Origin of the sequence: Carboxylicivirga linearis, assembly GCF_018271995.1 — a bacterium.
Lineage (GTDB): Bacteria > Bacteroidota > Bacteroidia > Bacteroidales > Marinilabiliaceae > Carboxylicivirga > Carboxylicivirga linearis.
The window spans coordinates 750,761-765,363 of record NZ_JAGUCO010000001.1 but is presented as its reverse complement, the minus strand read 5'-3'; the positions used below and the strand labels follow the sequence as shown (position 1 = coordinate 765,363).

General features: G+C 35.5%; 11 protein-coding genes. 3 read left to right on the top strand and 8 right to left on the bottom strand.

Annotation, left to right across the window (positions count from 1 at the left end):
- The first annotated feature begins 118 nt into the window (after window positions 1-118).
- The 3 genes from KEM10_RS03335 to KEM10_RS03325 are packed head-to-tail and all read left to right on the top strand — an operon-like array spanning window position 119 to window position 4,500.
- Window positions 119-1,840 (top strand): [Fe-Fe] hydrogenase large subunit C-terminal domain-containing protein, encoded by a 1,722-nt coding sequence (locus KEM10_RS03335; protein ID WP_212213468.1) that lies wholly within the window; start codon window positions 119-121, stop codon window positions 1,838-1,840.
- A complete protein-coding gene (locus tag KEM10_RS03330) occupies window positions 1,830-3,017 on the top strand; it encodes a SpoIIE family protein phosphatase (protein ID WP_212213466.1) in 1,188 nt (395 codons plus the stop codon). The genes KEM10_RS03335 and KEM10_RS03330 overlap by 11 nt, the downstream gene beginning before the upstream one ends.
- Before the next feature lie 28 nt (window positions 3,018-3,045).
- A complete protein-coding gene (locus KEM10_RS03325) occupies window positions 3,046-4,500 on the top strand; it encodes a monomeric [FeFe] hydrogenase (protein WP_212213465.1) in 1,455 nt (484 codons plus the stop codon).
- A gap of 77 nt (window positions 4,501-4,577) precedes the next feature.
- Here the strand turns inward: KEM10_RS03325 and KEM10_RS03320 are convergent, their stop codons facing one another.
- From KEM10_RS03320 to KEM10_RS03285, 8 genes are all read right to left on the bottom strand, one after another.
- Window positions 4,578-5,966 (bottom strand): sigma-54-dependent transcriptional regulator, encoded by a 1,389-nt coding sequence (locus KEM10_RS03320; protein WP_212213464.1) that lies wholly within the window; start codon window positions 5,964-5,966, stop codon window positions 4,578-4,580.
- 19 nt (window positions 5,967-5,985) lie between these two features.
- Window positions 5,986-8,085 (bottom strand): tetratricopeptide repeat protein, encoded by a 2,100-nt coding sequence (locus tag KEM10_RS03315; RefSeq protein WP_212213462.1) that lies wholly within the window; start codon window positions 8,083-8,085, stop codon window positions 5,986-5,988.
- 578 nt (window positions 8,086-8,663) lie between these two features.
- On the bottom strand, window positions 8,664-9,044 hold the full coding sequence (gene folK, locus KEM10_RS03310) for a 2-amino-4-hydroxy-6-hydroxymethyldihydropteridine diphosphokinase (RefSeq protein WP_212213460.1): 381 nt from the start codon (window positions 9,042-9,044) through the stop codon (window positions 8,664-8,666).
- Between the two features lie 3 nt (window positions 9,045-9,047).
- Window positions 9,048-9,398: a FolB domain-containing protein gene (locus KEM10_RS03305; RefSeq protein WP_212213458.1), complete on the bottom strand. Its 351-nt coding sequence runs from the start codon at window positions 9,396-9,398 to the stop codon at window positions 9,048-9,050.
- Window positions 9,399-9,435: 37 nt separating this feature from the next.
- The gene (locus KEM10_RS03300; protein WP_212213456.1) at window positions 9,436-10,152 is read right to left on the bottom strand and encodes an SDR family NAD(P)-dependent oxidoreductase; all 717 of its coding nucleotides are present in this window, start codon (window positions 10,150-10,152) and stop codon (window positions 9,436-9,438) included.
- A 2-nt stretch (window positions 10,153-10,154) separates the two neighbouring features.
- Complete coding sequence (locus tag KEM10_RS03295) at window positions 10,155-10,616, bottom strand: GAF domain-containing protein (protein WP_212213453.1); 462 nt, start codon at window positions 10,614-10,616, stop codon at window positions 10,155-10,157.
- Between the two features lie 89 nt (window positions 10,617-10,705).
- A complete protein-coding gene (locus KEM10_RS03290; protein ID WP_212213450.1) occupies window positions 10,706-11,206 on the bottom strand; it encodes an RNA polymerase sigma factor in 501 nt (166 codons plus the stop codon).
- 200 nt (window positions 11,207-11,406) lie between these two features.
- On the bottom strand, window positions 11,407-14,487 hold the full coding sequence (locus KEM10_RS03285) for a putative Ig domain-containing protein (protein WP_212213448.1): 3,081 nt from the start codon (window positions 14,485-14,487) through the stop codon (window positions 11,407-11,409).
- Window positions 14,488-14,603: the final 116 nt, after the last annotated feature.

The following is a 14,603-nucleotide window of genomic DNA, read 5'->3' as shown; positions in this document are numbered from 1 at the left end:
ACTATAGGCACACCTTTCGCAATAAAAAAAACATATATCTAATTCATAATAGATAAAAAGGCCGATTCACAATATTGTAATTCATCGTGGTAGAACATGTATTCAAGATAAAATAGCTATGAACTTACAACCCATATACACCGAAACCAACGATTGTAAAGATTGCTATAAGTGCATCAGAGAATGCCCTAACAAAGCAATTAAAGTTACCGATAACAAGGCATCTATTATCGATTCAATGTGCGTGTATTGTGGCCGCTGTGTATCCGTTTGTCCTACTCAAGCCAAGAAAGTTAGAGATGGTATTTCACGAGCCCGACTGTTAATCAAAAACAAAAAAGAGGTATACGTATCATTAGCTCCTTCATATATTGCTGAATATGGAACAAACTCTGAAGCGCTAATATCAGCTATTAAAAAATTAGGATTCAAAGGTGTATCTGAAACTGCCTTAGGCGCTCAGGAGGTTTCAAAACAAGTTCATCAGTTTTTAAATATCAGGCAGGGTGGTACTTATATCTCATCTGCCTGCCCTGTGGTTGTTGAGCTAATTCGCAAGCATTATCCTCAACACTCATTATCCATTACCCCTTTTATGTCGCCCATGTTAACTCATGCAAAGCAATTAAGGAATCTATACGGTAATGATATAGGCATTGTATTTATTGGTCCATGCATCGGTAAAAAATCGGAAGCTGATTCGGCTGCTCAATGCATAGATGTTGCTTTAACTTTTAAGGAGTTGAATAATTGGCTGGAGAAAGAAAAGATTTCCATAAATGATCAACTAAACTGTAATAGCGAAACCTTCATTCCACAAAAAGCGCAGCATGGAACCATCTATCCAATAGATGGTGGAATGATTGAGACCATCAACAAAAAGGAATCAGACACAAAGGCTGAATACATGTATTTTAGCGGACTTAAAAACATTAAAAACTTACTTGACAACCTGGATTCAGAAAAAAATGACGATCTGGTATTTCTGGAGTTGTTGGCTTGCGAAACAGGCTGTATTAATGGTCCCGGCATGTCTGATCAAAAGATTTCCATCAGTAAACAATTGTCTTTAAGAAATACCTGCAAACAAAGGAGTACTGAAGATATTGAAACTGTAGAAATTCAAGGTTTAAACATTGAAAGAGATTTCTTTAACATACCATCCTTTGACAAAAAAAGCTTCTCAGAAAAACAAATTAAAGAAGCTCTGCATACGATTGGTAAAACAGAAATTAGTGATGAGTTAAACTGCAGTGGATGCGGATACGACAGTTGCAGAGATTTTGCAAAAGCCATGTTGCAGAATCATGCCGAACCAGAAATGTGCGTATCGTATATGCGACATGTTGCACATCATAAAGCCACTATACTATTACAAAAAATTCCTTCAGGAGTTATTGTTTTAGACGATGCTTATCAAGTAGTTGAAATGAATGCAGGTTGTGCCCGTATTTTGGGTGAGGATATTCAACTATGTTACGATGCCAATCCAGGAATGAGAGGTGCTCATATTGATAAAATTGGATCCTTTGGGTCTTTGTTTAAAACGGCTTTACTTACCGGTAAAGAATATTACGAGATGCCTATTATAGAAAATGGTAAGCAACTTCAGCTATCCATCTTTAATGTTCAAAAGCACAAACTGGTTACCGGTATTCTGCAAAGTGTTGCTCAACCCGAATTTCAAAAAGATATTATCGAGAAAAGAACACGCGAGGTGATAAATAAAAATATGGAGACGGTACAAAAAATTGCCCTTTTATTAGGAGAGAATGCCTCTTATACCGACTCTTTATTGAATTCAATTCTAGAAACACAGGAAAAGAAAGATGCAGAATAAACATTTCTACATAGAATCAGAAACCTGTCAGGCTAATAAACACAAGCAAAATGTTTGTGGCGACTCATGCCAATCGCGCAAAATAAAGGATGAAGACCGGTTCATCACGGTTTTGTCTGATGGATTGGGATCCGGAATTAAAGCCAATGTTGTTTCAACCATGACAACCGGTATGGCATTACAGTTTACATCACAAAATAATTCATTGGAGCACGCCTCTGAATTTATAATGCGTACCCTACCGATTGATCCTGAGCGTAAAATGAGTTATTCAACATTTAGCATTATTGATATCAATTGTTCTGGCGAAGCTCATTTGGTTGAATATGATAATCCTGGTGTTCTTATTTACCGAGATGGACACTTTATAGATCTGACATATACAAATCTTAAAATAAACAGACCAGACCAGATAGAGGCCATAGTGAAAACTTCAAGGCTGAAGTTAGAGAAGGAAGATCGCATCGTTATTGTATCAGATGGCATTACCCAATCCGGAATGGGCACAAGAGTTCATCCATCAGGGTGGGGAGAGATAGGACTAAAAGAATTCATTACAAATACCATTGAAGATAAACCTGCGATATCAGCCCATCAACTGGCAAGTAAGATCTTAGATCGAGCCAAAGCCAATGATGCCAATCAATTAAAAGACGATGCTACTTGTCAGGTAGTTTACTGTCGCGAACCCAGAAAATTAGTATTAGCATCCGGGCCTCCATATTACAAAAACTACGATAGTGTGATGGCAGAAAGACTTGCCACCTTCGAGGGAAAGAAAATAATATGCGGAGGAACCACATCTAAAATAATATCGCGCGAATTAAACCGACCGGTAGAAGTAAAAATCAGCAACAATCAACTTGATTTACCTCCTGAAGCAAGTATGGAAGGTGTGGATTTAATTACCGAAGGAATTTTAACCTTGGGCAAAGTTTCTGCTCTTCTGGAGAAAACTAAATTAAATGTAGTTGAAGGCCATGGTCCCGCAGAGGATATGGTTCGGTTATTATTAACAAGCGATTCTATTCTAATATTGGCAGGAACTCAGATAAACAATGCGCATCAGGATCCTAATCTTCCTGTAGAACTCGAAATAAGAAGAAATGTAATTAAAAAGATAGCCCATACCCTTGAGAACAAGTTTTTAAAATCGGTAACTATCGAATACTTATAAATAGAACCAAAATCAACTTATATAACAAATGACCTATTTCAACAACGCTGTCAGAACCAAAAGGGAATTATTAATTCGATTGATTCAATTGCTTGATTCCAATCAACTGTTTGAACACATCGACCGAATTCCATTAGACATGCGCCCTAAAACCAAAGCTCCTATTCGGTGCTGCGTTCATAAAGATCGCGCCGTGATCAAATACAAATTAATGGCAGCAATGGGATTTAACATCAGCGATGAAGAAGATGAATTAACACCTTTACGCGATTATGCATTGAAGGCTATTGAAGGGATTGATTCAAACGGAGAATTTTTAACGGTTGTTGATGAGGCTTGTAGTTCGTGTGTGCAGGTAAATTACACTGTAAGTAATCTCTGTCAGGGATGTGAAGGTCGACCATGCCAGGTAAATTGTCCTAAAGATGCCATAACAGTTATTAATGGTAAAGCTAATATCGACCACCATAAATGCGTGAACTGTGGATTATGTCAGAAAGCATGCCCTTTTCATGCAATTGCCTACTTACCTGTTCCTTGTGAAGAATCATGTCCGGTAAAGGCTATTAGAAAAGATGAATATGGAATTGAGAAAATTGACTTCGACAAATGCATACATTGTGGTAAATGTATGACCTCGTGTCCGTTTGGTGCCATTGCTGAAAAATCTCAGATACTTCATTTCTATAATACTTTAAAATTAAAGAAACAAAAAATGGTTGCTTTGGTTGCTCCAGCTGTTTTAAGCCAGTACAAAGCATCGAGTAGTCAAATATTAGAAGCGATAAAGTCAATTGGTTTCGATAAAGTAGTTGAGGTAGCCGAAGGAGCTGAAGTTACTACCCAGGAGGAAACAAAAGAATTAATGGAAAACATAAATCAGCAAAAACCGTTTATGACAACCTCTTGCTGTCCTGCTTACGTTTCATTGGCTGAAAAGCATCTGCCTAAATTAAAAGAGCATATTAGCCACACTCCAACACCAATGTACTTTACGGCTAAACAAGCCAAGGAAACTTATCCTGATCATGCTACGGTATTTATCGGCCCTTGCCTGGCTAAAAGACAAGAAGCATATATTTCTGGTTTGGTTGATTTTGTTATCACAACTGAAGAATTAGGATCCATTTGGACGGCTTTGCAAATTGACCCGACCTCTTTTACTGATTCTGAAATAGTGAATCAACAACTGAAACCTCAAAACAGGGGATTTGCCGCTTCTGGAGGTGTGCATCAATCTATTCTGCTTAACCTCAATAAAGATGCACAAATTAGAACCCATATAATTAATGGATTAAATAAGAAAAGCATTAAGCTTTTAAAAGCTTACACAAAAAAAGAACCCAACTTCGATTTTATTGAAGTTATGGCTTGCGAAGGAGGCTGTATAAGTGGTCCGGGTAATATTGCTACTCATGGCTTCAGCCAAAACAATTTGCAGAAGGTGATGGATGAATTAGCTCCAGAGCCCGCAATGAAATAGTACAACATAGCCGTTGTTTATATACATTCCTAGGTTAGAAGAGCCCATTCGAGAAACGTTTCGAATGGGGCTTTTTTTTATTGCAGATCCCTTACTATTTCAATACCAAATTTCTTTATTTTACGTTTCATTGCATCACGGCTGATACCTAATAATGTAGCAGCTTTTGTCTGATTCAGATCCGTTTCTTTTAAAGCTTGCTCTATCAGTAGCTTCTCATTATCATCCAAATTAAGACCTCCAATCGGTACCGATTTATCTGTTTTTGCATGACTATCTTCTTTTATCAGAAAATCATCGGGTTGTAAAGTATCATTATCCGATAATATCATGGCTCGTTCAACCATATTCCGCAATTCACGTACATTACCAGGGTAGTGATATCGTTCCAATTTAGAAACCAACGCTTCGGAAATTCCAGGCTTAGTCTTTCCTTTCTTACGGGCAAAACTCTCTACAAAATGATTTAGTAATGGGCGGATATCTTCTCTCCTTTCACGAAGAGGAGGAATATTTATCTCAATAGTGTTGATCCGATGAAATAAATCAATTCTGAATTTATTGTCATCTATCAGTTGTTCAATATTTTTATTGGTCGCTGAAATAATACGAACATCTACAGGAATCTCTTGATTACTTCCCACTCTCTTTATTTTATTCTCTTCAATGGCTCTAAGTAATTTAGCCTGCAAGGAATAGGGCATATCAGCAATTTCATCTAAAAAAAGTGTTCCTTTATTTGCCAATTCAAAGTACCCTTTCTTTTCTTCTTTGGCATCGGTAAAAGCCCCTTTAACATGTCCAAAAAACTCACTCTCCAATAGGGTAGCAGGTATCGCAGAACTATTTACAGGTGCAAATACTTTCTTTTTACGCGGGCTTCCAAAATGAATAATTCGGGATATAATCTCTTTTCCTGTTCCATTCTCACCGGTCACTAACACATTAACATCGCCATCTTCAGCAGCTTTCAATGCCATTTTAAGAACTTGTTTGATTTGAGGACTATCGCCAATAAAATCCTTTTCAATCATACTTTCCAGTTCTTTTGAAACCAGTACTTCTCGATCTTCTGCTTCAGTCAGTTTAGATTGCATCATCAAGAACTTTTCGGTACGTTCAATGGCCAGCTGAATATCCATTATCTGAAATGGTTTGCGAATAAAATCTGAAGCCCCTTTACGCATTGCCTGAATAACCATGTCCATATCGCCATATCCACTTATCATGATAATTTCAAGATTGGGGTATTCAGCTTTTACTTTTTCCAAAATATCCAACCCATTCATACCGGGTAACATCACATCCAATATTAAAACTCCAGGTTTCTCTTCATGCAACTTTTCTAATCCTTCTTTAGGGGTATTAGCCGTGGTAACCTTAAAATTTCGTTTCTCCAGATGATATTTCAGCTTTTCAGTAATTCTTGATTCATCATCAAGAATCAACACTTTTAGTTCGTTCATAATTTGCATTCAGATAATTTTAATCCATTCGTTTTTTAAAGACTGGAAGTACAACAATCATTCGGGTTCCTTCTCCATGTTCGCTTTCGACCTCAATACGACCATTCATCTCTTTTATCAAACTATAAGAAATTGATAAGCCTAAGCCCGTTCCTTTGCCCAATTGCTTACTGGTAACAAAAGGTAAAAAAATATCAGTCTTCCGGTTTGCTGGTATACCTATTCCGTTATCAGCAATTTCGAGATAAACCTGTTTTTGATCAGTATGTGTTCTAATGGCAACCTCCATTTGTAGTTGTTCCTCCGCTAATCTCCTCTCTTCAACTGCATCACGGGCGTTAGATAAAAGATTATGAATAACCTGTTCCAACCTGTGAGGATTACCCAATACTAATGGAATTGAATCAATCAGATCAAGGCGCAATTTAATATGGTGATTGGCATATTGGTTTCCTATCATTGAAACAGCATTTCTTACACATTCACTAACATTAAATTCTTCTTCAACTTCATCTTTTTGCCCACTACTAAAAATTCGAATGTGATCAACAATTTGCCTTACTCTGACAATATCTTCGAAAATTTCTTCAACAGACTGATTGATAAATCCTTTATTTGGAGTAGATTCAGCTAACTCGTACTTAATACTTTCTGTTGACAAAGAGATATTTTGCATAGGTTGGTTAATCTCATGAGCTATTCCGGCAGCCAACTCTCCTAACGAAGTTAAACTAGATTGATGCATAATTATTTGCTGTTGCTCTTCCTGCTTTTTAAGAGCCTCTGCAATTCGTTTCTCAAGATTTTTATTTTCTTCTCTTTTTAAGTAATACCGATAATAAATAACGAAAACCAAGATTGAAATGATCAAAATTGTGGATCCAAACAACAATCTCCATCGCACCAAATTCTCTTTCTCTAACTCAAGCAGATAATTCTTGTTTTTAGCCTGAAGAATTTCATTTTCTTTTTTCTTTTCTTCCAGCTCCTGCAAACCCAATACATCTACAAAATTACTCACATTCTCCTCCATCATTAATGATTCCGACAACTTGGAGTACATTATTCGGTATTGATATGCTTTTTTAAAGTCCTTCAACTCTTCATAAATTTGTGAAAGAGCTAAATAGTTATCTCGTATTAAATCATTTGCTTTCTCAATACTTTGAGCCACCGCTAAGCTTTTCTTATGACTTTTAATCGCATTATTATAATCACCTCTTCGTGAATAAATCATCCCTATATTTAAAAGGCTCATGGCTGCCTCCCAATGTTCATTATTCTCTATTTGATATTTTAATACATTTTGATAGGATTTGAAGGACTCATCCAAATCGCCTTTATAGAAATAGGCATTAGCAATATTGCTTAATAGAATGGATTTGCTTCGGTGGTCACCTAATTCATTAAGGATTGATTCCATCCGATGATAATAAACCAATGCTGTATCATATTGCTCTTGATAGAAGAAAATCTCTGCTATCTCACCTAACAATATAACTCTATCACCCTGAGCATCTTCACCCTCACCATCTTCCACCAAATCTAGTGCTTGTTTATAATAGGAAAGAGCCATTCTGTAATCGGCAATATTCTTATAAACATCAGCCATTTTTTTATAGGTCTCAGCTATTTTAATCCAATCTTTGTCCTTAATATATAGATTTAGCGAACGTTTATAACTCTTTAACGCTTTCTCTGATTGCTTTAATCTGAAGTAAGTTGATGAGAGCATTGTGATACTTCTGTCATCACCAATATCTCGATATGAACTCAACGATTTACGGTAAGATGCTAGTAACTGTTCATAATCATTTACAAAATAATAACCCATACCCAGATTGTTATAGGCTTCAGCTTCTCCTCTTTTATCTTTCAATTGAAGGGCTAACTGCAATGCCTGCCTAGCATATTTAATAGCCATTTGCGGGTCGTTATACAAATAAGTTTTTGATAACTGATTGTAAATGTCAACCTGCTCTTTGGTTGAAGCATTTTTCAACCTGCTAAGTAACTCATTGGCTTGATCGTTTTGTGCAGTAATATGTGTTGAGACACAAAGGAAAAGTACAAACAGAAATAACTGAGGAATTCTGGTTTTTGGGATTACTAAATCCATTAAGAGCGATTAAAGATTAGCTTATTTTAGTATAAAAATAGCAAAATAAAATAAAGAATAAATCCCACCTATATCCATTACTTAATTAGCTTGATTTGGCTTAATGATTTAGATAGTATTAGGCCGACTTAACCTAAATATTATAAACCTCCTTATATTATTAATGTATAATTGATTATTGAATTTACAATTACCTTAGTAAGATCTGTGAGCTTTGACAAATTTTGCAGTGTTGATATCAAACTGTAACCATGACTTTTATCAAATAGAATAAATTGTTCGAAATTTCAACATAAACTATCAAACTATGTATCAATACATTTCACACCCAATACATTTTTAGGAAAATAATATTTAAAAATTAGCGATTTTTATCATTAATTATTTCGTCAAAGAACTTACATTTGTAATGTCAAATAAGATGACAATCAATAAACACGACTAAAAATAGAATTATCCTTTCTTATTAAAGTATTTTTTTTAAGAAATAGGACAAACAAAATATTAAGATTTTCTCCTGACAAAGGTTAGGTTAATAATGGTGATAAAGGTGTAGAGCTGGTTTTGGCGAACCGGCTCTATGTATTTCTAAACCACACGCTATCCACAAGTTCTTTCAGAAAGTCTCTTGAGTGATAATCTTCATCAACAATTACATCATCAAAAATAACAATATCAAGATCTATTTCGCGTGGCCCAAATTTAGGTCTTGAACGATCTCTACCCAATTTATTTTCAATCAACTTTAATTGATCTGTTAACTCACTTTCATTAAGATCTGTTGTAATTAAAACTGCACCATTACTAAAATCGGGTTGATCGGTAATACCAATTGGTTTTGTAACTTTAATTTCCGATAACTGATCAACATGTCCCACTTCAGACAACAAGATAATTGCCTGATGAATATTTTCATTTGGATTAATATTAGATCCTATTCCAAGAATAGCAGTATGCATAAACTATCTCGATTGTGACAAGGTCATTGAAACACTCTCAGAAAAACGTAAGGCATGTAACTTATCAATTTCTACTTCTGCATATTTAACCCTTTCGTTGGCCATTATACAATCCAATACCATCCTTCCCAGAGCTTCAATCAAATTAAACTGACTTTTTTCTACCTTATTAATGATTTCTTTTGTGATTGTGCGGTAATCTAAGGCATCTTCAGGCTTATCACTTTGCTCTTCTTTAGAAGTATCGTAATCTATTGTAATATTTATATTAACATCCTGACGTTTACCTATTTCATGAGGATTAAAACCCACACAGGTTCGAAGCAGTAAATTTTTTATTTTGAGTGTACTCATTAGCGTTTTTTGTATGTTTTAATCTAAAATACAAAAATTACAGTAAATGTTGACCTGAATCACAAAACAGTACTTGACCAGTGATGTTATTATTATCTAATATAAAATCAAGTGTTTTTAAAATCGAACTTAAATCAACAGGTATTTGTAATGGTGTTTTTTTCACCACTTCTTCAAAAACAGCATCTTCTTTACCCGCAACTGGCAATACCGGACCAGGGGCGATGGCATTTACTCTAACATTTGGAGCCCATTCAACAGCAGCCATTTTGGTAAATTCTGTGAGATTTTTTTTAGCTAACAAATAGGCACTATGCTCTGTATGATTATTTACAATGGCAGCATCCAGAAAATTAACTATTATAGTCTCCTTTACAATAGAAACTAGTTGTTTTGACATTAATAAAGGTGAATAATAATGTATAGCCGTCATTTCTTCTAAAAGGAGCTCTTCGGTTTTTTCTAATTTACCAGGTGAGTACTTACTTGCATTATTAATGAGCAAATCAATCTTCTTATGCTTTTTTAAAAGATCATCAATAAATTTTCTTGCATTTTTCCAATCACTCAAATTAAACGAAACAGCATCAAAAGACTGTGATGGATATTTACCATCAAGTAAATGAGCAAGTTCCTCTGCATCCTTGATACTTCTATTGGCATGAATTACTACATTCCAACCTCTTGAAGCCAGATACTCAACCATACTTTTCCCAACTCGCTTTGCTCCTCCTGTTATTAATGCTGTTTTCATCGTTAACAATAAATTAGTGATACCAATTTTTCCAGACCTGCTTTATCTATCTCATCAAATGATCCATATTCTTTACTATCTACATCCAATACTGCAACTGTTTCACCTTTTGCATTTTTTACAGGCACAACAATTTCTGAATTACTGGCCGATGAACATGCAATGTGTCCGGGAAATTCATGAACATTTTCAACAATAACTGTTTCCTCAGTATTTATTCCAGCCCAGCACACCCCTGTATCTTTCTTTAGTTTTAAGCAGGCCACTGGTCCTTGATAGGCACTCACTACTAAATTACCATCTACTAATTCATAGAAACCAGTCCAATAATAATAATTGAACTTGTGATGTAATAAAGCATTGATTGTAGCCATTCTGGATATTGGATATGGTGTTGCTTCAACCAAACCTTTTACCTGCTCATATATTCTTTCGTAGCGCTTTGCTTTTGAATCTTTCTTCATAGATATTTTACCCTTTTTTTGTTTAATAAAAAACCGATGAAAATTACTAATTAACATCGGCTTTGAAAAACAATTCTTATTAATGATATCTATTTATCTTTTAACATTTCCTGAAGTTTCTTTCTGGTAAAAAAGATTCTACTCTTCACTGTTCCTATTGGAAGATCCAGCTTCTCAGCAATCTCCTTATATTTAAATCCTTGCGTATGCATTTTAAATGGAATACGGAAATCATCATCTAACTTCTCAACCTTTGAAGACATTTCATTAACTGCATAAACATTCTCAGGAGTTTCCGATGCATAATTGTGTTTGTAAGCTACTCGTATTGCATCTTCAGTACTATCAAATGTATTACGTGTTTTCTGATCGCGACGATAATTGTTTATAAAGGTATTTTTCATGATTGTAAACACCCAAGCTTTGAAGTTGGTATTATTTACAAATTGATTTCTATAGGTTAAAGCTTTTAATGTTGTCTCCTGTAATAAATCACGGGCATCATCATCATTCGCAGTTAAGCTCAATGCAAAATATAGAAGCTTATCTTGAAGGCTTAACAATTGCTGGTCAAACTTTTTTGCGGTCATATCAATGAGTTTAATTTTACGTTCGTTTTGTTGAACAAATGTACGCAAAATATAAACGCATTGCAATATATTAAGACCTTTTTTTCTCTTTTAGGGAATAAAAAAAGTTAAACAAACTAACATTTAACCTTAATAATCTATTCCACAACATCTTAAACAAACAAAGAGGTTATCTCCAGATAACCTCTTTTAAGTCAAAACTATTTCTTAAATACTTTAATTACTTGATCAACGGTTTCATCACCTTTCATCTTGATACAATACAATCCGGATCCCCATGAGCCAGTTGGGATGTTAATTGATTTCATACCTAAAATCGAAGCAGAAGAATAAACACTTCTGCCAGAGAGATCTGTGATTTCAATGTCAGAAAATGGTAAAGACCAAGTAAGTGTAAGTTCATTTGAAAAAGGACTCAGTGCTTTGATACTTGATCCTTCATTGGCAATATCATCAACTCCTGTCATACCATCCGATATTTTTATGGTAATTTCAGTAGCTGTGCTCTGAAGTAATATTTCAGATTCACTACTAATTTGGGATTCTGTATCATAGGTAATATAGAGTATGCCTCCATCTTTACTCAATTGACAGGATGAGCCCCAATTAATGTTATCTGATGATACAGCAAACGGAGCGGAACATGTCACCGTGATATCTTCAGATAATAATGAAGCATCAATTCCTATTTCAGCAACCGGTTGGTTATTGATTAAATTAAAATCACTTAATAAGACAGTCTCCTTTTGTGATATGATAGATGGACTTCCAACAATTATTTTATCTAAAACAACACCATATGCATAATTGGCTTCAGCTTTAAAACCAATAAATAATTCTGAACTAAGCTCAGGTAGAGGAATATTTTCAATTTTCCATTCAGGAATTTCTTTAGTGTAGGTGGCCAATTGTTTCCATTCTCCGTCTGCGGATATTTTGTAATTAACAGTCAAAATATCCTGATCTCCTTCCCAAGATACTTGAGCATGAGCAAACGATAAAACTGGATTTGTCAATAAAGAGATGTCAAATTGAGGGGTTACAAGATATGTAGTATTACCTTCGTAATTCTCACTTCTGAATACCATATTGAAGGCTCCATCAAAGGCTTTATCTGGATTTTCATTCCCTGCGTATCCACCTGTTTGATTTACCCAACCAACAGAACCTGTTTCGTATTCTTGTGACCAGCATGAAGGGAAACCATATTCAAAACTTTCAGTATATGGGAAACTACTAAATGGTTTGCATTGCACATCTAATTCGAAATTTGCAGTTACAAAACAACCATTATCGTCAGTTACCACCAAAGTGAAGGTAAATACTCCTGATTCCATTGGAATACCTGAAATTTCTCCGGTTAATTGTTTAAGTTCTATCCCTAATGGAAGCTGTCCTTCAGTAATCTCATAATTAATCACCTCTGTGGTTGCGTTAAGAACTGTAATTACTGACGAATAAAACTCATCATAAGTTGCAGGCGTTAAAACAGCATTTTCAAACGTAACATCAGGACAGCTTGATGCCTTAGTGTTTATGTAATAGTCAGATGTTAAATCGTTTGATAATGTGATGCGCCCTGTTGAATGCCCTATAACTGTAGGTATAAAATGTACGTACAGCAAACCACCTTCTTTTGGTAGATTGGCGCTTTGCGTCCAATTAACTCCGTCTAATGAAATTTCAAAATTTCCTTCAATGGAAGCCGTAATTTCATTATCAAGATTATGGCCCTCAATACTGATTGTGGTAGCTGGTCCTGCACCTCCCAAATTAGTGGTTCCTTCTACAGTCACGTTTTGACTATCAAAGCTGATCCTTGGACTTGTTGGATTAAAGGCTGTACCTGCTAAAGTTTCAACCCCTAAATTCAGTGGATCAAGCCAGGTTTTCATTTGTGTTGTTGCATCTGTTCCAAATTGATCCCAATGGTACCATAATTTACCATAATAGTTGCTTCCTATAGAATTAGCACAAGATGAATTTCCACCAGTCAATGTTCCTATAATCAAGTGATTAGAATCAAACAAGGACGAACCGGAAGATCCTCCCTCTGTTACGGAATGACCATTTTCGGTTGCTACAAATTGCAGGTTCCAGTGAGCATCTGTTGCTCCTGTAACTTCTCCGGGCCATGTTCCAGTTTCATACGTTTCAAAAGTAGATATTTTTTTTATGTCTCCGGCAGGGTGATGAATACCAACACCAACTCCAGGATTTACTTCATTACGTCTATCCCAGCCATTATAATAAACACCCCATTCGGCCGGGATATCGTCTGCCAACTCAACAAGCAAGCCATCTGATCCTCCATCAATAGGGCTGGCTACTCTTAAATAGCAACCTGTTATTGTATATGTTTGAAGAGGTTCTTCATCTTCACATCCTGGCGATTCGTATCCGAACATAAACTGCCATCGGGCTAAGTCTTCCGTTGTAGCGCCTTCATAACAGTGGAAAGCAGAGATGACATAGGGAGTTAAATCTTGAGCAGTATTGTTAATTAAGTCTCCTGAACAAACGTACCATCCCGGGGCTGATCCAGTTGAAATATACATTGTCATTTGACAAACTCCGTTTTTCTCAGTTTGCCAATCGTTTCCTTCACTACAGTTTATATTGATCATACAAGCTTCTGATCCACCTATTTCTGTATTCACAGTGGCTCTTGGAAGATGCTTAATCACAACATTGTCGAAAACATAACCAATATTGTCTATTGAAATTACAGGAATTCCATCAAAATTGCCGTTATCTAATAGAACTTTATGGTTGTTAGTAGATACATATTCAATGATAATATCGTCGCCAACAACCATTTCTGTAGAGAAAGCCCCTGATTTCGGGTGTGTAGCATTAGTATATGCACCCAAAACATGGGTTCTATCAGCATTGTAAATATAAAGTTCTGCTGACTCTGGAATATAGAAATCATCATATGATAACAGAATGGCTAAGGCTCCTTCTGCTTTCAATCGCAATTGCCACATTTCACCACCATTACCCAATTGTGTCCATTCTCCAGAATTTTCCATATCAAATGAAACAGGTATGGCTCTGGCTATGCAGGGAGGATTATTGGACTCTTTTTTACGTAAAAGATTTTCTGCCTTAAGCTTCTCGACATTCAAATTAACTTGAATGTTATTGATTTCAGGCAACGCCTTTCCTTTTATAAAACTTGGAGGAGTCCCTCCAAAACTGATTTGCGAATAAGCCTGGTTTGAAATCATAAACAGAATCCAAAGGCCTATAAACAACTCTCTATAAAATTTCTTCATAAGTACAGGTTTTATGCCAACAAAAAATGCGGCTTTAAAGGTCTAATAGGCTGTAAAAATACAGCTACTTTAACAAATGAACAACTTCATTTGAATGAGTTCTTTAATTAATAACA